At 63.9% G+C, this 20,751-nt stretch carries 21 protein-coding genes and 2 riboswitches; of the genes, 16 read left to right on the forward strand and 5 right to left on the reverse strand.

Annotated elements, in window-relative coordinates:
• Window positions 1-55: 55 nt before the first annotated feature.
• Window positions 56-961: an AraC family transcriptional regulator gene (locus PP4_RS16965; protein ID WP_016500430.1), complete on the forward strand. Its 906-nt coding sequence runs from the start codon at window positions 56-58 to the stop codon at window positions 959-961.
• Window positions 962-1,080: 119 nt separating this feature from the next.
• Here the strand turns inward: PP4_RS16965 and PP4_RS16970 are convergent, their stop codons facing one another.
• A complete protein-coding gene (locus PP4_RS16970; protein ID WP_016500431.1) occupies window positions 1,081-1,680 on the reverse strand; it encodes a TetR/AcrR family transcriptional regulator in 600 nt (199 codons plus the stop codon).
• 91 nt (window positions 1,681-1,771) lie between these two features.
• Here PP4_RS16970 and PP4_RS16975 point away from each other — a divergent pair, with 91 nt between their 5' ends.
• The 4 genes from PP4_RS16975 to PP4_RS16990 all read left to right on the forward strand — a co-directional run bounded on the left by PP4_RS16975 (window position 1,772) and on the right by PP4_RS16990 (window position 6,509).
• Complete coding sequence (locus tag PP4_RS16975; protein WP_016500432.1) at window positions 1,772-2,383, forward strand: NAD(P)H-dependent oxidoreductase; 612 nt, start codon at window positions 1,772-1,774, stop codon at window positions 2,381-2,383.
• Between the two features lie 122 nt (window positions 2,384-2,505).
• Entirely contained in the window at window positions 2,506-3,012 is a 507-nt protein-coding gene (locus tag PP4_RS16980) for a sigma-70 family RNA polymerase sigma factor (RefSeq protein WP_016500433.1), read from the forward strand.
• The gene (locus PP4_RS16985; RefSeq protein WP_016500434.1) at window positions 3,009-3,983 is read left to right on the forward strand and encodes a FecR family protein; all 975 of its coding nucleotides are present in this window, start codon (window positions 3,009-3,011) and stop codon (window positions 3,981-3,983) included. The genes PP4_RS16980 and PP4_RS16985 overlap by 4 nt, the downstream gene beginning before the upstream one ends.
• 93 nt (window positions 3,984-4,076) lie before the next feature.
• Window positions 4,077-6,509, forward strand: coding sequence for a TonB-dependent siderophore receptor (locus PP4_RS16990; RefSeq protein WP_016500435.1), 2,433 nt, complete (start codon window positions 4,077-4,079; stop codon window positions 6,507-6,509).
• 7 nt (window positions 6,510-6,516) lie between these two features.
• Here PP4_RS16990 and thpR read toward each other — a convergent pair whose 3' ends face one another.
• A complete protein-coding gene (gene thpR, locus PP4_RS16995) occupies window positions 6,517-7,062 on the reverse strand; it encodes an RNA 2',3'-cyclic phosphodiesterase (protein WP_016500436.1) in 546 nt (181 codons plus the stop codon).
• Between the two features lie 158 nt (window positions 7,063-7,220).
• Here thpR and lpxO point away from each other — a divergent pair, with 158 nt between their 5' ends.
• From lpxO to PP4_RS17010, 3 genes are all read left to right on the forward strand, one after another.
• Entirely contained in the window at window positions 7,221-8,120 is a 900-nt protein-coding gene (gene lpxO / locus PP4_RS17000; protein WP_016500437.1) for a lipid A hydroxylase LpxO, read from the forward strand.
• Between the two features lie 162 nt (window positions 8,121-8,282).
• Entirely contained in the window at window positions 8,283-8,627 is a 345-nt protein-coding gene (locus PP4_RS17005) for a carboxymuconolactone decarboxylase family protein (RefSeq protein ID WP_013973174.1), read from the forward strand.
• Between the two features lie 78 nt (window positions 8,628-8,705).
• A complete protein-coding gene (locus PP4_RS17010) occupies window positions 8,706-9,275 on the forward strand; it encodes a GNAT family N-acetyltransferase (protein ID WP_016500438.1) in 570 nt (189 codons plus the stop codon).
• Between the two features lie 132 nt (window positions 9,276-9,407).
• Here the strand turns inward: PP4_RS17010 and PP4_RS17015 are convergent, their stop codons facing one another.
• The gene (locus tag PP4_RS17015; protein ID WP_016500439.1) at window positions 9,408-10,154 is read right to left on the reverse strand and encodes an outer membrane beta-barrel protein; all 747 of its coding nucleotides are present in this window, start codon (window positions 10,152-10,154) and stop codon (window positions 9,408-9,410) included.
• Window positions 10,155-10,314: 160 nt separating this feature from the next.
• Window positions 10,315-10,521: riboswitch (cobalamin riboswitch) on the forward strand.
• Between the two features lie 110 nt (window positions 10,522-10,631).
• Between PP4_RS17015 and PP4_RS17020 the strand changes: the two genes are divergently transcribed.
• From PP4_RS17020 to PP4_RS17050, 7 genes are all read left to right on the forward strand, one after another.
• Window positions 10,632-12,758, forward strand: a complete 2,127-nt coding sequence (locus PP4_RS17020; RefSeq protein WP_016500440.1) for a TonB-dependent receptor — start codon at window positions 10,632-10,634, stop codon at window positions 12,756-12,758.
• Between the two features lie 204 nt (window positions 12,759-12,962).
• Window positions 12,963-14,129, forward strand: a complete 1,167-nt coding sequence (locus PP4_RS17025; RefSeq protein ID WP_016500441.1) for a DUF1624 domain-containing protein — start codon at window positions 12,963-12,965, stop codon at window positions 14,127-14,129.
• A 28-nt stretch (window positions 14,130-14,157) separates the two neighbouring features.
• Window positions 14,158-14,355, forward strand: a riboswitch (cobalamin riboswitch).
• A gap of 110 nt (window positions 14,356-14,465) precedes the next feature.
• Window positions 14,466-15,476, forward strand: a complete 1,011-nt coding sequence (locus PP4_RS17030; RefSeq protein ID WP_016500442.1) for an ABC transporter substrate-binding protein — start codon at window positions 14,466-14,468, stop codon at window positions 15,474-15,476.
• Window positions 15,476-16,492 carry a FecCD family ABC transporter permease gene (locus PP4_RS17035; protein ID WP_016500443.1) on the forward strand — a complete coding sequence of 339 codons (1,017 nt, stop codon included), beginning with the start codon at window positions 15,476-15,478 and terminating at the stop codon, window positions 16,490-16,492. The genes PP4_RS17030 and PP4_RS17035 overlap by 1 nt, the downstream gene beginning before the upstream one ends.
• Window positions 16,489-17,277, forward strand: coding sequence for an ABC transporter ATP-binding protein (locus tag PP4_RS17040; RefSeq protein WP_016500444.1), 789 nt, complete (start codon window positions 16,489-16,491; stop codon window positions 17,275-17,277). Before PP4_RS17035 ends, PP4_RS17040 begins: the two co-directional genes overlap by 4 nt.
• 17 nt (window positions 17,278-17,294) lie before the next feature.
• Window positions 17,295-17,729, forward strand: a complete 435-nt coding sequence (locus tag PP4_RS17045) for a pseudoazurin (protein ID WP_016500445.1) — start codon at window positions 17,295-17,297, stop codon at window positions 17,727-17,729.
• Window positions 17,726-19,063 carry an OprD family porin gene (locus PP4_RS17050; protein ID WP_016500446.1) on the forward strand — a complete coding sequence of 446 codons (1,338 nt, stop codon included), beginning with the start codon at window positions 17,726-17,728 and terminating at the stop codon, window positions 19,061-19,063. The genes PP4_RS17045 and PP4_RS17050 overlap by 4 nt, the downstream gene beginning before the upstream one ends.
• A 122-nt stretch (window positions 19,064-19,185) precedes the next feature.
• Here PP4_RS17050 and PP4_RS17055 read toward each other — a convergent pair whose 3' ends face one another.
• Both PP4_RS17055 and PP4_RS17060 read right to left on the reverse strand, forming a co-directional pair.
• Window positions 19,186-19,500 (reverse strand): hypothetical protein, encoded by a 315-nt coding sequence (locus PP4_RS17055; protein WP_229609169.1) that lies wholly within the window; start codon window positions 19,498-19,500, stop codon window positions 19,186-19,188.
• A 131-nt stretch (window positions 19,501-19,631) separates the two neighbouring features.
• On the reverse strand, window positions 19,632-20,129 hold the full coding sequence (locus PP4_RS17060) for a GNAT family N-acetyltransferase (protein WP_016500448.1): 498 nt from the start codon (window positions 20,127-20,129) through the stop codon (window positions 19,632-19,634).
• Window positions 20,130-20,259: 130 nt separating this feature from the next.
• Between PP4_RS17060 and PP4_RS17065 the strand changes: the two genes are divergently transcribed.
• Entirely contained in the window at window positions 20,260-20,739 is a 480-nt protein-coding gene (locus tag PP4_RS17065; RefSeq protein WP_016500449.1) for a hypothetical protein, read from the forward strand.
• Window positions 20,740-20,751: the final 12 nt, after the last annotated feature.

A 20,751-nucleotide genomic window follows, 5' to 3' on the forward strand; every position in this document is an offset into this window, starting at 1 on the left:
CCACGCCTTCAATCTGCGATGATCAAGCTGTCTGATTCTCTGCCCTTGGTTCACCATGCAACTGACCCGTCACGTCGACGCCAATGCGCCGCTTTGCGCACTGATCCGCAGCCTCGCCACGCGCCCAGGCTTTGTGCCCACGCACCTGCCCCAAGTGCAGGTGCTGAGCTGGGACCACTATGTGGCCAGCAGCCCGCAGATCTACGAACCCAGCCTGATGATCCTGGCCCAGGGCAGCAAGCTGGCGCGCCTGGGGCCGCGCACCCTGGAGTACGGCGCCGGGCATTACCTGGTGCAGGCGTTGTCGGTGCCGTTCATGTGCGAAACCTTCGCCACCCGTGACGCGCCATTGCTGGGCGTGGCGGTGGACATCGACCGTGGCGTGCTAGGTGAACTGGTGCAGAGCATGGGCCTGGTGCCGGACGCTGCAGTACAGGCGCAAACACCGCAATCGATGACCTCCGCAGCACTGGATGCGCCAATGCGCGAAAGTGTGGAACGGCTGCTGCACTGCCTGCAGGACCCGCTTGACGCCAAGGTACTGGGCCCGGCGCGCGTACGCGAGGTGCTGTATACCGCGCTGCGCGGCCCGCAGGCCGGTGTGTTGCGAGCACTGGTGGAGCAACAGGGGCACTTCGCCCGCATCGGCGCCGCCCTCGCCCACCTGCGCCAGCACTACGCCGAGCCGCTTAGCGTGGAGGCACTGGCCGCGCGGGCCAACATGAGCGTTTCGACCTTCCATGAACACTTCAAGCGCTGCACCGACATGGCACCGATGCAGTACCTCAAGCGCTTGCGGCTGCTCAAGGCGCAGCAGATGCTGATCGGCGAAGGCCTGGGGGTGGCGCAGGCAGCGCACCGGGTGGGTTACCAAAGCACCTCGCAGTTCAGCCGCGAGTACAAGCGCCAGTTCGAGCGCAGCCCGGGGGATGAACAGCCCTATCAGAGCTTGCCTGTGTAGCGAAGCCATGCTCGATCACTGTGGGAGCGGGCGCGCCCGCGAAGCAGACAACGCGGTGGATGGCACCGGCTATGCCGGTGTTCGCGGGCGCGCCCGCTCCCACAATGGTCGCATGCGCTTCATGTTTGCCGTTCGACCATGGCGATAATGGCGGCCTTGAGCTCAGCCTTGGCCTGCCCGGCTTCCAGCTCTCCCGCTGCAGCCGCCTGGGACAGCGCATCCGCTGCCCCCACCAGCAGGCGCATGCCGGCAGCCCCTACATTGCCGCTGGGCGAAAACCCGGCCAAGGCTTCGCGGCACTTGTCCAGGAACGGCTGTTCGTACGCCCGTTTCAGCGCCTCCATTTCCGGCGACCCGGCCAGCGCTGCCGACACCCCGGGTATCTCCCGGCCCTGGCTCATCACGCAGTCCACGTAGGCCTCGGCAATCACCCGGGCGCGGCTGGCCAGGCTGGCTTCACAGCTGGCCAAGGCTTGCGCCAGCATCTGCGACTGACGCGCATCGTATTCCTGGTACAGCGCCAGCAGCAGCCCGTTGCGGGTCTCGAAATGGTCGTAGACCACCGGCTTGGTCACCCCCGCCTGTTCAGCCAGGCGGCCCAGGCTCAAGGCATCGGTACCCTCCTCCCGCACCAATTGCCAGGCCATATCCAGCAACTGCCTGCGTCGGTCGTCGCGGCTCAGGCGCTTGCGCGAACGGGCTTGATCATCGCTTGACATCGATTACCTACCAAAAGTAACTTACTAAGCGTAACTTACCTGAAGTATATAACGCTTCAGGCTACCCTGCATCGTTGAATGGAGAGCCACCATGCACGCTCTGATCGTCGTCGGTCACCATGACCCGCATTCCCTCACCCACGCGCTGGCCCGGCAGGTTGCCGACGGCCTGGCCAGCGTCGGCCTGGCCAGCGTCGGCCACAGCAGCGAAATCGCCGACCTGGCCAGCGAAGGCTTCGACCCCCGCTTCAGCCTGGCAGACCATGCCGTGCACCGCCGGCTGGCAGCACCGCCGGCCGATGTACTCAACGAGCAGACACGCATCGAGCGCGCCGATGCCCTGGTGCTGGTCTATCCGATCTACTGGTGGTCACTGCCAGCTTTGCTCAAGGGCTGGGTCGAGCGGGTATTCAGCAACGGCTGGGCGTTCGACTATGACGAAGGCACCACGATCAAGAAACTGCGCGGCATGAAGGTTCACCTGATCGGCGTCGCGGGTGCCGATACAGGCACCTTCGAACGGCACGGCTATGGCGAGGCGATGCGCGTGCAGATCGAGCACGGCATCTTCGACTATTGCGGCGCCGAGGTACTCAGCTCCACCTTGCTGGATGACAGCGAAGGGCCTGACCAGGCCGCCCATTTGCACCACGCACTCGCTTTGGGCAAAAAACTGTTTGCAGATTGCCAGGCCGCAGCCTGAACTGTGCGCAGTGCCGCTACTCAAGTAGCGGCACCTCGGTTCTGTACACCCGCCCATTGCAGGAAATCAGACGACCCGGCTACCATTGAGAACGATTCACACTCACAACCGGAAGCCAGGCGTTGGACAGCACATCGACCCGTAAACTGGGCTTTTTCTTCAGCGACCACCATCGCTGGTTGCTCCAGCACATCCAGAAACGCCTGCGCAACCACGCCGACGCAGAGGACACTGCCGCCGAAACGTTCTGCCAGATGCTCGGCGCACGTGTCGACCCAGACAGCATTCAGCAGCCTCGCGCCTACCTCACTGTCATCGCCCGTCGGCTGATCTTTGACCGCCATCGCCGTCGCCAGCTCGAGCAGGCCTACCTGGAACACCTGGCGCGGTTGCCTGAGGCCGTCGCACCATCGGCCGAGGAGCAACTGCTGCTGATCGAGGCCCTGGTGAGCATCGATGAGGCACTGGACGGCTTGCCGGCAGTCGTCAAAGCCACCTTCCTCTACAGCCAGCTCGACGGCATGCACTACGCCGACATCGCGGCAAAGCTGCAGATCAGCGAACGCTCTGTCAGCCGCTACATGAAACAGGCGCTGCGCCAATGTTACCTGTGCGAGGTGCAGGCATGAGCAGGCCTGCCCTGGACCGGGTCAGCGAGCAAGCCATCGACTGGATGGTCGAGCTCAGGGCTGCTACGCCTGACCCGGCGCTGCTGCAACGGGTCAGGCTGTGGCTGCAGCAAGACCCCGCTCACCAACAGGCCTGGAACCGCCTGGAGCAACGCCTTGGCCATCCGTTCGCCGCGTTGCTCGCCCTGGATCAGCGGGCCCCTGGCCAAGCAGCAGAGGCACGCCGATTGCTGATGCAGCCTACTCGCTCACGGCGTGACGTACTTGGCGCCATGGCCAGTCTGGGGCTGTTCGGCGCGGCGCTGTGGGGTGGATGGCGCAGCGACACCACCCAAGGCTGGCTGGCCGATTTGCACACGGGCCGTGGCGAGCGGCGCAGTTTTACCTTGGCAGACGGCAGCCGCCTGAGCCTGAACAGTGCCAGTGCGGTCGACGTGCAGTTCGATGCCGGGCAGCGGCTTCTGGTGCTGCGTCACGGCGAGTTGCTGATCCAGGTTGCGCGCGATCCGCTGCGCCCCTTGCGCGTGCGCACCGCGCAAGGGCAAGTGCAGGCGTTGGGAACGCGGTTTCTGGTCAGCCAGGAGCAGGACGCCACACGGGTCGTGGTGCTTCAGCACAGCGTCCGCGCCAGTCTCGCCGATGGGCAGTGGGCGGAGCTGCAGCAAGGGCAGGCTGCCCTGCTACGGAACAACACCATCGAGCGGCTGACAGGCGAGCAACAGCAACGCGCTGCATGGCTGGAGGGCCGCCTGGAGGTCCTCGACCAGCCTCTGCATGTGGTGGTCGACGCGCTGCGCCCCTATCAGCGCGGCTACATCCGGCTCGCCCCCGCGGCACGCGACCTGCGGGTGCAGGGCGTATTTCCTCTGGACCAGCCACAGCAGGCCTTCAAGGCGCTGGCCGAGGCCCTGCCAATCAGCGTGGAGCGCTATGGCCCGTGGCTGATGTTGATCGACCTGAAACCCGCTTGATAAAAATATTTATCAAAATCATTCGCAATCGTGGCAAGTTTTCTTTGCTCGTCCCACATACCTCCTGACAGCCACTTCATTCGGGAGAAATTCGTGTACAACCCCTTGCCCCGCGCCCTGCCCCTGGTCGCTGCCTTGGCCAGCTTCAACGTGCTTGCCCAGGCGCAAACCCAAGTGTTCGACCTGCCACCCGCCAGCCTGGCTCACACGCTCAACCGCATCGCCAGCCAGAGCGGCCACATCATCGCGCTGGAGCCAGCACTGGTGCGCGGCAAGCAGGCACCTGCCGTGGTCGGCCAGATGAGTGCCGAGCAGGCCATGCAAGCTGCGCTGGCCGGTAGCGGCTTGCAGTTGCGGGTTTCCGCCGAGGGCCATTTCAGTGTGGCGCCCGGCAACCTGGGCAGCGACGTCATGGAGCTGGGCAGCACCAGCATCACCGACAACTATGTGGACGCAACCAGCGAAGGCACCGGGTCGTATGCCGCCCGCGCGGTGACCCTGGGCAAAGGCACGCACACCCTCAAGGAGATTCCCCAATCGGTCACCGTCATCACGCGCAAGCAACTGGATGACCAGGGCATCACCGACTTGCAGGACGCGCTTAACCACACCACGGGCATTGTCGGCGCACAGGGCATTGGCCCTGGCGTGGTCGTGACCTCGCGTGGCTTTCAGATTGATGACTGGCAATACGACGGTGTGCCGATCCCGCGAAACAACTATTCGCTGGGCAACTGGGCCACCCAGGACCTGGTGTTCTTCGACCGGGTTGAAGTGCTGCGCGGTGCTTCAGGCTTATTGCAAGGCACCGGCAGCCCAGGTGGCGCAATCAACCTGGTGCGCAAGCGTGGCCAAACGGCGCCGACCGTTACGCTGACAGGCAAAGCTGGCTCCTGGGACCACTATGGCCTGCAGCTGGATGCCGGCGGCCCGCTGACGACCGACGGCCGTGTGCGCGGGCGGCTTGTCGCTGACGAAGACCAAAGCGACAGCTTCATCGACTATGTCTGGAGCAAAAGCCATTCGTTGTATGGCGCCCTGGACATCGACCTGAACGACGCGACCACGGTGGGCGGCGGTATCAGCTACAACCGTCAGCAGTCCCGGCCGATGCTGCGCGGCCTCCCACGCTACGCCAGTGGCAAACCGGTCGACCTGCCGCGTTCGACTTACACCGGCGCCCGCTGGAGCCGCGCAGAAACCGACGTCACCACGTACTACCTGGACCTTGAACACCGCTTCAACGATGACTGGACCTTCAAGGCCGCAGCCGTGCGCATGGATGAAACCAACACATCCACCCACCAGCGCGTGCAGAGCACCCGCCAGGGCGTTGCGCCTGACGGCAGCGGCATCACCTACGCCGACTGGCTCACCGATTTTCACTCGACCAAGCTGGGCCTGGACATGAACGTGGTGGGCCACTTCGATACCGGCCCACTGGCCCATGAAATCACCGTGGGCGGCAACTACTCGAAGCTGACCTCGGATGACGCCTACTGGCGCAATTTCGATGCCGGCGGCAACATCTTCGACATCGACCATGACCGCCCGGAACCCAGCCGCGACAGCGTCTTCGAGGGCGAACTGGCACGTGCCAACAGGGCCAGCTACGACATCCGCCAGAAAGGCCTGTACGGCGCCTGGCGCGTCAAACCCACCCAGGACCTGACGTTGGTCCTTGGCTCGCGCGTTAGCTGGTTCGACTACAGCTGGGACTCGATCGACTTCGACAGCCTGACCGACCCCGGTACCCGCTACCCGACCAGCCGCATGACCGAAACGGGCCAAGTCACCCCTTATGCAGGCTTTATCTACGACTTGACCCGCGAATGGGCATGGTACGCCAGCTACACCGACGTGTTCGTACCGCAAACCGAACGCGCCGTGGGCAATACGCCGCTCAAACCGGTGATCGGCAGCAACTACGAAACGGGCTTGAAGGGCGAACTGTTCGACGGTCGGGTCAACGCCTCGATCGCATTGTTCCGCTACGACCAGGAAAACCGCGCCGTCACCGACGTAGCCTCGGGCTTCGCCTGCGATGACTGGTACTGCTCCACCGCAGCGGGCAAGGTGCGCAGCCAAGGCGTCGAAGCCGAAATCAGCGGCGAAGTGCTGAATGGCCTGCAACTGTTCGCAGGCTACACCTACAACACCACCAAGTTCCTCGATGACCCTGACGACAAAGGCCGCACCTTCAGCCAGTGGACACCCAAGCACATGCTGCGTGCATGGGCCGATTACACCCTGCCACTGGACGGCCAGCGCTGGAGCACCGGCCTGGGCTTCACCACCCAGAGCCACACCCTCGGCTACGAGCGTACCTACACCGTGCCTGGCTATACCGTGTGGAGCGCACGCCTGGCCTACCAGCTAACCCCCGAAGTGAACCTTGCCGTCAACGCCAACAACCTGTTCGACAAGAAGTACTGGGTTGCAGGCTTCAACCAGCTCAATGGCAGCAACAACTATGGCGAGCCACGCAACTTCATGCTGACGGTCAAGTACACCCCGCAACTCTGACCCCGGGTCAGTCTGCCAGCGGCCACTGCGCCAAGGGCCAGTAAGCGCCCTTGCGCGACTCGTAGAGCGTGAAATGGCGAGCCGCGAGGTAGAACTCCGGCGCGCTGCTGGCCTCGGGTGGTCGCCCGCGGTAATCCCTGGACAAGGTCAAGTGTGGCCGATACTCACGGTTGGCCGCCTCCACCCCCAACGGCAGCAGTGCCTGCTGCAAGCCGTACACCAGTTGCAACAGGGCTGGCGGTGTCTGCTGTGGCTCCAGCACCAGCGCGCCGGCCCGCTGCCACACCTGCAAGCGGTCAAGCAAAAGCCGCGGTGCCATGGCCGGCAGCGCCAGTTGATCGACTGCCGCACAGATCGCAGGCACCTGGGCAGTATCTACATCGCCGAGGAACAACAGCGTGACGTGGAAGTTGGCCGCCGGCACCGGTTTGCCGCTGCGCAGGCCCAGCCCACGCCGCCACTGGGCCAAGGCCCGCCGCTGGGCATCGCTGACCGGCAAGGCGAAAAACAGCCGTTTGAACGGGCTACCGCTGGGGCGTATATCCTGAACCATACCAACTCCATGACGTGAAACGTTTGCGCAAGACTGTAGGGCATTACACCAATGTAGCCCCGGCGTTTCGTAACAATAAGTACAAACTACCCCCATGATTGTTTATGCTGGCGGGCTTATGCCATGGCGCATGGCCATTTTTCGACAAGTAAACGTCCATGAAAATTGCACTCGTACTTATCTTCGCCCTCTCGATTGCCTACGTGCACCTGCGCGGTCGAGTTCGCCACAAGTTGACCCGCCAGCTGGGCGACCACTCCAGCTTCCTGGCCCCGGTCAACAGTTTCCTGTACCTGTTTTCCAAGCTCCCGGCCAAGCCTTACTTGCCGGTCGAAGCCTTCCCCGAACTGAAGCCGCTGCAGGACCACTGGCAGGAAATCCGCGAGGAAGGCCGCCAGTTGCTGCACGTGGGCGAAATCAAGAAGTCCGACAATTACGATGACGTCGGTTTCAACTCGTTCTTCAAGACCGGGTGGAAGCGCTTCTACCTGAAGTGGTATGGCGAAAGCCACCCATCGGCGATGGCCCTGTGCCCCCGCACCACCGAGCTGCTGCAAAGCATCGGCACGGTCAAGGCCGCCATGTTCGCCACCCTGCCACCGGGCGCCAAGCTGGTGCGCCACCGTGACCCGTATGCCGGCTCGTACCGCTATCACCTGGGGCTGGACACGCCCAACGACGACGGTTGCTACATCGACGTGGACGGCGAGAAGTATTCCTGGCGCGATGGCGAGGGTGTGATCTTCGACGAAACCTACATCCACTATGCGGCGAACACCACCGAGCAGAACCGCATCATCCTGTTCTGTGACGTCGAGCGCCCGCTCAAGTACCGCTGGGCAACTGCGTTCAACCGCTGGTTCAGCCGCAACGTCATGGCCGCCGCCGCCGCGCCTAACGGTGACGGCGACAAGACCGGCGGTATCAACCGCTTGTTCACCCGCATCTACAAGATTCGTGAACGCGGCAAGGCGCTGAAAAAGCGCAACCGCATGCGCTACTACCTGGAAAAGTGGGCAGTGGTTGCGGCGCTGGTGCTGGTGTTCATCTACATCTGAATGCTCAGCGTGCTCCTGCAAGGTGCTGCGGCAGCCTGAGTGATGGTGCAAGACAGTTGCCCTCACAAGTACTGCTGCACACCCACCAAAGTACAAGCCTCGCTCTTGTCACTCTTCGACTAGCCTGAAAGCTCCACTCGCAACCACCACAAGGTGAAGACGATGAGCATGATGGACTGGGACGCCTACCGTAAGCAGTTGATGGCCGGCATCGGCGATCTCAAGCAACTCTCCCCAGACACCGTGGCCGGTTACATGACCGCCAGCGGTGCGGGAGCCAAGACCAACCACCTCGACGCCAAGACGCGTGAGTTGATCTCACTGGCCGTGGCCGTGACCACCCGTTGCGACGGCTGCATCGCCGTGCATTCGCAGCAGGCGGTCAAACACGGTGCCAGCCGCGAGGAAATTGCCGAAGCCCTCGGCGTGGCCGTGGCGATGAACGCCGGTGCGGCGCTGGTGTACTCGGCGCGGGCCATGGATGCGGTGGGCAAGGCCAACGGCTAGGCACAAACGGCGTCGTCGCCCTTGCGCGACGGCGCCGCGCCCCACAGACTTGGCGGCCCAGCCCTTGCAGGAACCCGCATGATCCACATTCGCCCCATGACAGCCGAAGACTTCGAGCGCTTCTGGCCCACCTTCCAGGCCATTGTCCAGGCCGCTGAAACTTACGCATACGACCCGGCCCTGAGCATCGATCAGGCCCGTCAGCTGTGGCAGGAGCTGCCATTGCACACGCTGCTGGCCGAAGAGGATGGCGAGCTGCTGGGTTCTTATTACCTGAAGGCCAATGCCGCCGGGCCTGGCGCGCACGTGGGCAACTGCGGCTACATGGTGTGCGAACAGGCACGTGGCCGGGGTGTGGCGCGCCTGATGTGCGAGCACTCGCAGAAGCTGGCACGCCAAGAGGGCTTTCTGGCCCTGCAGTTCAACTCGGTAGTGGCCAGCAATGAAGTCGCGGTGGCACTGTGGCACAAGCTGGGCTTCGAAACAGTCGGGCGCTTGCCCAAGGCTTATCGCCATGCCCGCCTGGGGCTGGTGGACTGCCTGGTGATGTACAAGTGGCTGGCGGATGAACCGGTGGTGGAGAAGCCGCCACTGCTGATCGGGCGCAAGAATATCGAGGCGCGGGTGTCGCGGCGTCGCGGGCGCTGATCTTCTCTCGCAGGCTCGGCCCCTTCGCGGGCTTGCCCGCTCCCACAGCAAACCCACTCACCTCGGGGTACGTGGAGATCCTGTGGGAGCGGGCAAGCCCGCGAAGAGGCCGGGCCTGCTAAACGCTCAGTTTCAGAAGGCCAGGCCCACCTTCACCCCAAACTCGTCACGCTTGAGCTTGGTGTTGTCTGCTGCCGGCGAATCTTCATCCAGCTTGTATTCGGTGCGGGTGTAGTAAACACCCGCCTGCACCGGCATAGCGCCCTGCTGGTTCATCAGCAACGTCACTTCGGCATACGGGTTGGTGCGGTCTTTCAGGTCGACCGTGTCGCTACCAAAGTCGTCAACCTTCAGCCGCGCGCGGCCGTCCAGGGTGTGGCGTGCCCCAACTTCCACGCGCAAGGTCGAGGCGTCGAACTGGTGGTTGTAGCCCAATGCCGCCTTGGCAAAGGGCGATTTCACCGTGAGCTTGGTATCGAGGTCGTTGATTTCCGGTTCGAAGCGCGACCAGCTGTAACCGCCGCCCACGGTCACGTCGACAAAGTTGCGAGCGTCCAGCGCCGCACGCCAGCCAAGGTCAAGGTCGGCCTGGGCCTCCTTGAGCTTGTTGTCGTTCTTCTTGCCGAATTTGGCTTCGGCGCCGAGCTGGTAGATGAAACCGGATTCGGCTGTCAGCTTGTTGCCGAAGGTGGCGAACACGCCGCCTTGGCCCATGTGTTCCTTGTCGCTTTCACTGCCACCTTCGAACTTGAACTTGTCGTAGGCGCCCTGCAGACCAAGTGTGAACAGCGGGTCGGTGCTGGGCGCGGCGGTGGCGGCCAGCGGCGCAGCGATCAGGGCGAGCAGGCAGGTGTGGCGCAACAGTTGACGAGCAGACATGCGTGAAGTCTCCATGACTTGATAACGAAAGGCGAACGTGCGGTTCGAGACAAACGCCGCGAAAAAAGTTCGAAAAAAAATCACTAACCGCGCGCAACCTTGTGTTTTATCGCGGTATTCATGGGGCGCCAACATTTGACGCCACAGCGTTTCAGTGGTCAGATGCGCGCCAGTTTCAGGTGCCCTTCGCCGCCGCGCGCAGGGTGAAACGGGAAGCCGGTGCGTCGTGGTACCCACGACAAGTCCGGCGCTGCCCCCGCAACGGTAAGCGAGCGACCCCTTCGAGATACCACTGTGCACATGCATGGGAAGGTGAAGGTGTCATGCCCCTCGCAAGCCCGGAGACCGGCCTGGAACGTCACTTGGCAACCCGCGGTGGGCGGGCGCAGGCCGGAATCCGTGCGCGCGCCTGCCTGCATGGTTCGCCTTTGCGTGTTTTCCACCGGGATCCATTCATTCCTGCAGCAGTGGAACGACATGTCCCGTAAGTTCAAGCTTCACCCCCTGGCGGCCTGCCTGGCCGTCGCCCTGCCGGCCCTGGCCGATGACCGTGACCCACAACCCCTGGCCTTGCCCTCCATGGCCATCACCGACACCCTCGACAGCCGGGCCATCGACCTGGCCACGCCAACCCAGGCAGGCTCGCGCCTTGGCCTCAGCGCCCTGGAAACACCGGCCAGCACCAGCAGCATCAGCGCCGAGCAGATCCAGCAGCGCAACAACCTCACCGTGCAGGATGCGGTAACGCGGTCGCCGGGCATCACCTTCGTCGGCTCCCCGGGCGACGGCGGCACCGGCCTGTCCGCCCGCGGCTTTGCCGGCCACAGCTCGGTGATGACCCTGTTCGACGGCGCCCGCCTGTACACCGGTGCCGGCACCCAGACGTTCCCTGTCGACCCGTGGATGGTCGAACGCATCGATGTGATTCGCGGCCCGGCTTCGGTACTGCATGGCGAAGGCGCCACCGGCGCGGTGATCAACGTGATCCCGAAAAAACCGTTTGCCGGTGAGGTGCGCAACCACCTGCGCCTGGGCTACGGCTCGTGGGACCGCCAGCAGCTGGGCCTGGACAGCGGCGGCAGCCTCAGCGAGCGCCTGAGCTCTCGCCTCACCCTCAACCAGCAGGCCGGCAACGGCTGGGTCGACCGCACCACTTCGCGCAGCCTGGCCCTGAGTGCCGCGCTGCGTTTCGATGCCAGTGACGACCTCAGCTTTACCCTTGCCCACGACCGTGGCGATGCAGAGCCTGCCAACTACTACGGCACCCCGCTGATCGACGGGCACTACCGCAGCAGCCTGCGCAAGAAAAACTACAACGTGCAAAACGACGTGCAGCACTACGTCGATGAGTGGACCCGGCTGACCACCGACTGGACGTTGAACGACCACGTCAGCGCCAGCAACCAGCTGTACTACATCAAGAGCCGCCGCCACTGGCGCAACGCCGAAGACTACAGCTGGGACGCCGAGCGCCAGCAATTGCAGCGCGGCAGCTACCTGGAAATCAAGCACAACCAGGAACAGTTCGGCGACCGCCAGACCTTCACCTTTGACCACAGCGTGTTCGGGCTGGCCAGCAAGACCGTGGTCGGCGCGGAATACAACAAGGTCCGCTTCAACGTCAACAGCAATGCGCCCTACAACGATGTGGGCGGCGACTACATCGACCCGTGGCAACCAGAACCGGGCTGGTTTCACAGCGCCTCGCCGCTGCGCCCGCAAACCTTGTCCAGCACCCACACCTTCGCCCTGTTCGCCGAAAACCGCCTGCAGCTGAGCGACCGGCTGTCGCTGGTCACCGGCGTGCGCCGCGACCAGAACCACATCGACCGCACCAACCTGACCAACGACAGCCGCAGCGACCGCAGCCTGCAAGGTGGCAACTGGCGCGCCGGGCTGGTGTTCGCCGTCACCGACGACCTGTCGCTCTACGGGCAGTACTCCACCAGCCAGGAGGGGGTCAACAACCTCATCAGCCTCAGCCCCACACAGATGCACTATGACCTGACCGAGGCGAAGCAGACCGAGGTAGGCCTCAAGCAGCGCTTCTGGGACGGCCGTGGCGAATGGACGCTTGCCGCCTACCACATCATCAAGAAGAAACTGCTGGTGGACGACCCGATCACCCACGAGAAGCAGCAGGCTGGGCAGCAGACGTCCGATGGCCTTGAGGCCACCCTGGAACTGGCCCTGGCGCATCAGTGGCAGGTATCGGCTAACGCGTCTCTGGTGCGCGCCAGGTATGACGACTTCGACGAGATGGTCGGCGGCGTGGCTCAGGACCGTGCTGGCAACCGGCCGGCCAACGTGCCACGGCGTACTGCCAACCTGTGGTTGAGCAAAGGCTTCGGCCAGCAGGTAGAGGCCGGCATTGGTGCGCGCTACGTAGATGAGCGTTATGCCGATACCGCCAATACCCAGAGCGCCCCCGGGTATACCGTGGTCGATGCCAACATCGCCTGGCAGGTGCTGCCGGATGTGAAGTTGGGCTTGCAGTTGAACAACCTGTTTGATCGTGAATATGTGCAGTCGGCGTTCAGTGGGCAGCAGTGGTTGATGGGGATGCCGCGGTCGTACTTTGCGACGGTGGATTACACCTTCTGATCTGAGCCTGCCTGTGCCGGCCTCTTCGCGGGCTCGCCCGCTCCCACAGATACAACACAGTTTTCGATGACTGCGATATCTCTATGGGAGCGGGCGAGCCCGCGAAGGGGCCGGCACAGGTAACACAAAAACCCCTACCCACCTCTAATCAAATAGTTATAAGATAACATTTCACATGACATTCATTCCTATCAGCGACCCTCCATGACAAGCGCCAGCGCCACGCCCTCCTTGATCACCCAGCGCCTGCAGAGCATCGATGCCCTGCGCGGCCTGGTGATTCTGTTCATGCTTCTGGACCACGTCCGCGAAACGTTCTTCCTGCACCGACAGGTCAGCGACCCGATGACCATCGACGCCACAGAGCCTTCGCTGTTCTTCAGCCGTACCTTGGCCCACCTGTGCGCGCCAGTGTTCGTCCTGCTGACCGGCCTGTCGGCCTGGCTGTATGGCGAAAAACACCAGGGCCGTGGCGATGTCTCGGCGTTTCTGTTCAAGCGCGGGCTGTTCCTGGTGGTGCTGGAGTTCACTCTGGTCAACTTCGCCTGGACCTTCCAGCTGCCCCCCAGCGTCATCTACCTGCAAGTCATCTGGGCCATCGGCGTCAGCATGATCGCCCTGTCGCTGCTCGTATGGCTGCCACGTGCGGCCCTGCTCGCCTTGGGCGCAGTCATCGTTGCCGGTCACAACCTGCTCGACGGCCTGCACTTTGGCGTGGAGTCCGCCCTGCACGTGCCATGGGCCATCCTGCACGACCGTGGCTGGCTTGAATTTTCCGAAAACCTGCGCCTGCGCACGTCTTACCCGGTGCTGCCATGGATCGGCGTCATCGCCCTGGGCTATGGCCTGGGCCCCTGGTTCGCCCGTGGCAGCACAGCCGGCCAACGCCAGCAGCGCCTGCTGCTGGCTGGGCTGACTGCGTTGCTGGGCTTTGTCGTGTTGCGCCTGTTCAACGGCTATGGCGAGGCGCCGTGGAGCGGTTACCCTACTCTCACCCAAACCGTGATGAGCTTCTTCAACATCACCAAATACCCGCCGTCACTGCTATTCCTGGCCCTGACCCTGGGCTGTGGCCTGCTTTTGCTGCGCGCCTTCGAACGCGCCGGCCAGGCCCGGTGGATCAGCGCGCTGGCAGTGTTTGGCGCAGCACCGATGTTCTTCTACCTGTTGCACCTGTACGTGCTGAAACTGCTGTACCTGGCCTGCGTGGCGCTGTTCGGCCTCAACCATGGCGACTATTTCGGTTTCGACGGCATCACGGCGGTGTGGCTGGGTGCAGCGGCGCTGGCGGTTTCGCTGTACCTGCCGGTGCGCGGGTTCGCCCGCCTGAAAGCGCGCCGCCGCGACATCACCTGGCTGAAGTACTTCTGAAAAGCGTTTTCACCCGGCGGCGCGATGGTCTACCATGCGGGCCGCCGGTTTCCACCATGGAATTAATAGGGAATCCCAGGCCCGTCAATACGGGCCAAACGGAACTGCCCCCGCAACTGTAGGTGCCGAGCCTGCTCCATCGATGCCACTGGGCCACGCGCCCGGGAAGGCCGGAGCCGGGCCATGACGCACCAGTCAGGAGACCTGCCGGCCTACATTTACCAACCGGCGGGGTGTCCGGGATTGGCCATCAGTGTTGCCCCTGCCATCGGCGGGGCTCGGCGATGCCTGTCCGTGCGTTCCTCACCCGAACTGTCCGATAGGAGATCGCCCAGCATGCTGCCCCGTTTCGCCACCCTGCTCGCCGGCCTTGGCCTCACTGGCCTGGCCCAGGCCGCTGCCACCCACTACCCGCTGACGGTCGAGAACTGCGGCAAACCGCAAACCTTCGCCCAGGCGCCGCAGCGCGCCGTCACCATCGGCCAGGCCGGCACCGAGATGCTCTACGCACTCGGGCTGGGCGACAAGCTGGCGGGCACCTCGCTGTGGTTCAACAACGTGCTGCCCGAGTACCAGGCGCAGAACGACAAGGTGCCGCGCCTGGCCGACAATGACCCCAGCTTCGAGGCCGTGGTCGGCAAGCGCCCACAACTGGTGACGGTGCAGTTCGAATGGATGGTCGGCGCCCAGGGTGTGGTGGGCACCCGCGAGCAGTTCGATGAACTGAAGATCCCCACTTACCTGCTGCCGTCGGACTGCGAGGGCAAGGACAACCTGGTCGGCGCCGACGGCACCCGCCTGCAGGCGTTCCAGGTCAGCAGCATCTACAAGAGCGTCAGCCAGCTGGCCGAGATCTTTGATGTGCAGGACCGCGGTACTGCGTTGAACGCCGAGCTGAAAGGCCACCTGGACAGCGCCAAGGCACAACTGGCCGGCAAGGACCTGTCCACCACTTCGGCACTGTTCTGGTTCTCCAGCGCCGACCTCGACATCGACCCTTACGTGGCGGGCCGTCAAGGGGTCGCTGACTTCATGCTGCGCACGTTGGGCGTGCGCAATGTGGTCGAGTCCACCGAGGAGTGGCCGACCGTAGGCTGGGAAACCCTGGCCAAGGCCAACCCCACCTGGCTGATCATCGCCCGCATGGACCGCCGCCGCTTCCCCGCCGACGACTACCAGAAAAAGCTGGAATTCCTGCGCAACGACCCGGTAACCCGCAACATGGACGCGGTGAAGCACAACCGCATCATCGTCCTCGACGCCGACGCCATGCAGGCCGGCATCCGCCTGTTCCGTGGCCTGCAAACCTTGTCGGCAGCCTTCGCCAGCGGTAAAGCGGCCCAGTGATGATTCGCCTGTTACCCTGCATCGCAATCGCCTTGGCGGCACTATTGGCCGCCTTGCTGGCCGGCACTGCCATCGGTGAGACCAACCTGTCACCCAGCGTGGTCGGCCAGGTGCTGGCCAACCACCTGTGGCAGGCCGGCTACCCGGTTGACCCGATCGACGCCGGCATCGTCTGGAACTACCGCCTGACCCGCACCCTGGTCGCTGCAGCCTGCGGTGCCGGCCTGGCCACCTGCGGTGTGGTTCTCCAGGCGCTGCTGCGCAACCCGCTGGCCGAGCCGTACCTGCTGGGCTTGTCCGCCGGCGCCTCGACCGGTGCAGTGCTGGTCGGCCTGCTGGGTCTGGGTAGCCTGGCGCTGAGCATGTCCGGTGGCGCCTTCATCGGTGCGCTGGCTGCGTTCGCCCTGGTGCTGCTACTGGCCCGCGCGGCCGGCCCAGGCAGCAACAACGCGCAGGTGATCCTCGCCGGCATCGCCGGCTCGCAACTGTTCACCGCCCTCACCGCTTTTCTCATCACCAAGTCGGCCACCGCCGAACAGGCACGCGGCATCCTGTTCTGGCTACTGGGCAATCTCAGCGGTGTGCGTTGGCCTTCCGTGTGGCTGGCTGTGCCGGTGGCGCTGTTCGGCCTGGTGGTGTGCCTGTTGCACCGCCGCGCGCTGGACGCCTTCACCTTCGGCGCCGATTCGGCTGCATCGCTGGGCATCCCGGTGCGGCGCACCCAGTTACTGCTGATCAGTTGCACGGCACTGGTCACGGCGGTGATGGTGTCCATCGTCGGCGCCATCGGCTTTGTCGGGCTGGTAATCCCGCATGCCCTGCGCCTGCTGCTCGGCCCCGGGCACAGCCGCCTGTTGCCCGCCAGCGCACTGGGCGGCGCACTGTTCCTGATTGCCGCCGACGTCCTTTCGCGCACCTTGATTACGGGCCAGGTGATTCCCGTGGGCGTGGTAACCGCACTGATCGGTGCACCGGTGTTCGCACTGATTCTGGTCAGCCGCCGAGGGCACTCATGACGGTCATGATCGCTGCACAGCTTGCGCCACTGAGCTGCCAGGGCCTGGGGCTGCAACTGGCCGGCAATACCGTGCTGCGCGATATCGACCTGCACGTTGTGGCAGGTGAAACCCTGGGCATTGTCGGCCCCAACGGCTCCGGCAAATCCTCACTGCTCAAGCTGCTGGCCGGGCTGCGCAAGCCGGCCAGCGGCAGCGTGCAACTGCTGGGCGAACCGCTGGCACAGCTGCCCCGCCGCCGTGTTGCACAGGCCCTGGCGCTGGTTGAGCAACAGGCTGACACCCTCGATGCAATCAGTGTGTTCGATGCCGTTGCCCTGGGCCGTACGCCTTGGTTGTCGGCACTGGCACCGTTCTCTGGGGAGGACCGTGCCATCGTCGAGCAGGCCCTGGCTGACCTCGACGCCCTGCACCTGCGCACACGCCTGTGGGGTTCGCTGTCGGGTGGCGAGCGCCAGCGCGTGCACATCGCCCGCGCCTTGGCGCAACGGCCACAGGTACTGTTGCTGGACGAGCCTACCAACCACCTGGACATTCAGCACCAGCTAAGCCTGCTGCAGCAGGTTCAAGCCTTGCCGGTCACCACGCTGGTGGCCTTGCACGACCTCAACCAGGCACTCACCTGCGACCGCGTCGCGGTGCTCGACAAGGGCCACCTGGTGGCCCTTGGCAAACCGTTCGACGTCCTCACGCCCGAGCGCCTGCTGTGCACCTTCGGCGTACATGCCCGCTACCTCACCGACCCCTTCGATGGCGCGCGCATCCTGCGTTTTCGCGCCCCTTGAACCAGGAAGTTCTACTGATGCTGTTGCGCCCTGTTGCCCTGCTGCTTGTCAGCGCCCTGTTTGCCCCCGCCGCACTGGCCGAGGTGCATGAAGTGAAAATGCTCAACCGCGGCAGCGAAGGCGCCATGGTGTACGAGCCGGATCACCTGCGCATTGCCCCCGGCGATACCGTGCGCTTTCTGCCCACCCAGAGCGGGCACAATGCGGCCAGCGTGCCCGGCCTGCTGCCCACAGGCGCCGAACCCTTCAAGAGCAAACTGAACCAGCCTTTCGAGCAAACCTTCAGCGTGCCGGGCGTATATGGCATCCAGTGCATTCCGCACCTGGCGATGGGCATGGTGATGTTGATCCAGGTGGGTGATGCGCCGGCTGCCGAATTGCCAGCCAGCTTGCCTGCACGGGCGCAAGCCCGCTTCGCGGCCCAGTTGCAGAAGCTTGAGGCCGCGCGATGAACCGGCTGTTGTTAGCGTTGCCGTTGCTGGGGTTGTCGCCCTTGGCCCTGGCCGACTCCGCGCAGTCGCAAAGCAGCGGTTTTGTCGAAGACAGCAGCTGGAACATCCTCAACCGCAGCGTATTCGACCAACGCGACTACAAGCAAGGTGGGCGCAACAGTGCCGCGCGCAATGCCTACAAACCGCGCAGCGAACGTAATGGCAAGGCCGAGGAATGGGCCTACGGTTTGATGGGGACCTTTCAGTCCGGCTTCACCCAGGGCCTGATCGGTGTTGGCGTCGATGCCCATGCCTACCTGGGCGTGCAACTCGACAGTGGCGGCGGGCGCGCGGGCAAAGCGCGCCTGCTGGGGGTGGATAACGATGGGCACCCGAAAAACGAATACAGCCGTGCAGGGGCAGCGCTGAAGTTGCGGGCGTCCAATACCGTGCTCTCCTATGGCGAGCAACGGGTCAAGACCCCGGTATTCAGCTCTTCCGACAGCCGCCTGCTGCCCGAAACCGCTACAGGGTTCTTCCTCACCAGCAACGAGTTCGACACGCTCAAGCTGCTGGCCGGGCACTTCAACGAAAGCACCGACCGCAATGCCTCCAGCCACGACAAGGGCTTCGTGGTGAACTACTCCAACGGCAAGCAAGGCAACAGTTTCGACCTGGCCGGTGTGGTGTGGAACCCCGGCGCAGCGTTCAGTGGCAGCCTGTATACCTCGCGCTACGAAGACAGCTGGAACCAGCACTACCTGGGCAGTACCTTCAGCCATGCGCTGGATGACCGACGCAGCATCAGCCTGGACCTCAACCTGTACCGCACCACAGACACTGGCAAGGCGCTGTCCGGGCGCATCGACAACACCACCTGGAGCCTGGTCTCGCGCTACAGCCAGGGGCCGCACGGTTTCAGCCTTGGCTGGCAGCAGGTCGACGGCAACACCCCGTTCGACTACGTGACGCGAGGGGCAATCTTCATTGCCAACGCCGTGCAGATGTCGGACTTCAACGCCCCGAACGAGAAGTCCTGGCAGGCACGTTATGACCTGAACATGGGTGCCTATGGGGTGCCGGGGTTGAACCTCACGGCGCTGTACGTGAGGGGGTTCGATATCGACGGCACACATGTCGACCCCAATGGCGGGTATGCGTACCTGGGGTATGGCAAGGGTGGCAAGCATTGGGAGCGCGACCTGGAGGCGCGGTATGTGGTGCAGAGCGGCAAGGCCAAGGGGACGACGTTCTCGGTGAGGCATAACGTGCACCGGGGGAACACGGCGCAGGCTGAGCTGGACGGGGACCAGATACGGTTGGCGGTGGAGTGGCCGTTGTCCGGGGGGTTCTGATAGTCCGAGTTGCCTGATGGAGCCGGGGGCTGCTTTGCAGCCCATCGCGACGCAAGGCCGCTGCTACAGGCATCGCGAAAAGCCCGGGCTGCGCGACGCCTGTAGGAGCCGCCCAGGCTCCATCATGCGAGCGAGCTACCTGCAGGCAACAACCCCCACTCCATCCGCTCCTGTTCATTCATCGCGACCAGCACCTCGGCAAACGCCCGTTCCAGCTCTGAACTGACGTTGCCAAACACCTGGTAATTGGTCAGCAGATACCGCTTCACCACCCTCGGCCAACGGCGTTCCTTGTGCGCCGCATTGATGATGCCCTTGGCGTCATGGTAGGTCGCCCCCCGCCACAGTTCTATCAGCCTTTTTTCAAAATCCGCAAAGGTCCACCGGTCAATACGCTCTTCAAATTCGTCCAGCAGCTTGAGTTTGTACAGGGCCATGTATGGCATCGTGAGTCTCCCTCGGGTGCAGTGAGCAAGCCGTGCACTGGGGAAGGTAAGCAAGCCGGGCCGGTTTTGAAATGAACGCGTCGATCACGCAAAAAGCTCCGCTGTAGGCGCTTTCCCACAGGTCAGGGCAGTCGCAAGTGCATGTGCGTGGTCTGCCAGACCGGGTCTTGCTCCACATCCACCACCGCGAACCCTTGCCGCTCCCAGAACGCAATGGCACCCGGCAGAAACGGATGCGTATGCAGGTACAGGCAGCCGATGCCTGCCTGCTCCGCCCGCTCGCGCAACGCGCCGAACAACGCGGCAGCCAGCCCATGCCGGCGGTAGGCCGGCAGCACGAACAGGCGTACCACTTCGACTACCCGCTCAGCGTGGTAATCAAGCTGGGCAAAGCGGTGGTCATAGGGCACGTAGCCGATCACCGCGACCAGCCGCCCGTCATCACGGGCCTCAAGAAAGCATCCCGCGCCGTCCAGGTAGGTGTCGGCAAAATGCGCAAGGTCGTGCGGCAATGGCGCCTTCGCAAGCATCGGGAAGAGCTCGCGGCGAGCGTTATCGACAAACGCAACGACTTCGGCAATGGCGACGCGCGCCACAGGTTGCAGGGTCCAGTTCGGCATGGGGCTGCTGGCAGTGGTTGGAGGGCACGGTTCTACCGCAGCGCGCCGTTCAAGGCAAATCACAAAGCTCGTCGTGGCCAGGCGGACATCGGTATAATCGGCAGTCTTCACTGCCCGACCAGGCCACGCCATGCCTCGCTTCCAGAAGTTGCTGTTGCCCCTGCTGCTGACTGCCGCCCTCACCGCCTGCGACCAGAAGCCCTCCCGCGAAGATCAGATCCTCGCCCAGCTGCCGCTGCAGGATGCCTACACCCATAACATCGAGCGCATGGCCACGCTGCTGGGCCGCACTCACCCGCAGCTGTCGCAGGCCACCATCCAGGATGTACTGCGCAAGTACCTGACCGTCGAGGACCAGCGCCAAGACCTGTTCCGGCTGTACAGCGAAAAGAACTTCAGCGACGCCGAATTTGCCACCATCGTTGCCGCCACCCAGGACCCCGCCAAGGCCAGGGCGCTGGAAGACACCGAAGCCGGCAAGCGCCTGAGCGAAAAACTCACCGCGCTGATGCGCGAAACCGCCCGCGACGTCAAGGTGCAAGCGCTGGTGGAGCGGCGCATGCAGCAGGTGGAAGACGAGCTGAACGCACTGGACAGGCCTGGTTCCTGAACGCGGCGCCCC

The organism is Pseudomonas putida NBRC 14164 (assembly GCF_000412675.1).
In the GTDB taxonomy this organism is placed as follows: domain Bacteria; phylum Pseudomonadota; class Gammaproteobacteria; order Pseudomonadales; family Pseudomonadaceae; genus Aquipseudomonas; species Aquipseudomonas putida.

What these genes read in the sequence shown, in the direction of transcription:
- PP4_RS17025 (WP_016500441.1), top strand. Translation starts at nt 12,963, where the DNA reads ATGACAAGCGCCAGCGCCACGCCCTCCTTGATCACCCAGCGCCTGCAG.
- PP4_RS17060 (WP_016500448.1), bottom strand. Translation starts at nt 20,129, where the DNA reads ATGCCGAACTGGACCCTGCAACCTGTGGCGCGCGTCGCCATTGCCGAA.
- PP4_RS17015 (WP_016500439.1), bottom strand. Translation starts at nt 10,154, where the DNA reads ATGTCTGCTCGTCAACTGTTGCGCCACACCTGCCTGCTCGCCCTGATC.
- PP4_RS17010 (WP_016500438.1), top strand. Translation starts at nt 8,706, where the DNA reads ATGATCCACATTCGCCCCATGACAGCCGAAGACTTCGAGCGCTTCTGG.
- PP4_RS17045 (WP_016500445.1), top strand. Translation starts at nt 17,295, where the DNA reads ATGCTGTTGCGCCCTGTTGCCCTGCTGCTTGTCAGCGCCCTGTTTGCC.
- PP4_RS17065 (WP_016500449.1), top strand. Translation starts at nt 20,260, where the DNA reads ATGCCTCGCTTCCAGAAGTTGCTGTTGCCCCTGCTGCTGACTGCCGCC.
- PP4_RS17050 (WP_016500446.1), top strand. Translation starts at nt 17,726, where the DNA reads ATGAACCGGCTGTTGTTAGCGTTGCCGTTGCTGGGGTTGTCGCCCTTG.
- PP4_RS16970 (WP_016500431.1), bottom strand. Translation starts at nt 1,680, where the DNA reads ATGTCAAGCGATGATCAAGCCCGTTCGCGCAAGCGCCTGAGCCGCGAC.
- PP4_RS17030 (WP_016500442.1), top strand. Translation starts at nt 14,466, where the DNA reads ATGCTGCCCCGTTTCGCCACCCTGCTCGCCGGCCTTGGCCTCACTGGC.
- thpR (WP_016500436.1), bottom strand. Translation starts at nt 7,062, where the DNA reads ATGGTTCAGGATATACGCCCCAGCGGTAGCCCGTTCAAACGGCTGTTT.
- PP4_RS16975 (WP_016500432.1), top strand. Translation starts at nt 1,772, where the DNA reads ATGCACGCTCTGATCGTCGTCGGTCACCATGACCCGCATTCCCTCACC.
- PP4_RS17055 (WP_229609169.1), bottom strand. Translation starts at nt 19,500, where the DNA reads ATGGCCCTGTACAAACTCAAGCTGCTGGACGAATTTGAAGAGCGTATT.
- PP4_RS17040 (WP_016500444.1), top strand. Translation starts at nt 16,489, where the DNA reads ATGACGGTCATGATCGCTGCACAGCTTGCGCCACTGAGCTGCCAGGGC.
- PP4_RS17035 (WP_016500443.1), top strand. Translation starts at nt 15,476, where the DNA reads ATGATTCGCCTGTTACCCTGCATCGCAATCGCCTTGGCGGCACTATTG.
- lpxO (WP_016500437.1), top strand. Translation starts at nt 7,221, where the DNA reads ATGAAAATTGCACTCGTACTTATCTTCGCCCTCTCGATTGCCTACGTG.
- PP4_RS17020 (WP_016500440.1), top strand. Translation starts at nt 10,632, where the DNA reads ATGTCCCGTAAGTTCAAGCTTCACCCCCTGGCGGCCTGCCTGGCCGTC.
- PP4_RS16985 (WP_016500434.1), top strand. Translation starts at nt 3,009, where the DNA reads ATGAGCAGGCCTGCCCTGGACCGGGTCAGCGAGCAAGCCATCGACTGG.
- PP4_RS17005 (WP_013973174.1), top strand. Translation starts at nt 8,283, where the DNA reads ATGAGCATGATGGACTGGGACGCCTACCGTAAGCAGTTGATGGCCGGC.
- PP4_RS16965 (WP_016500430.1), top strand. Translation starts at nt 56, where the DNA reads ATGCAACTGACCCGTCACGTCGACGCCAATGCGCCGCTTTGCGCACTG.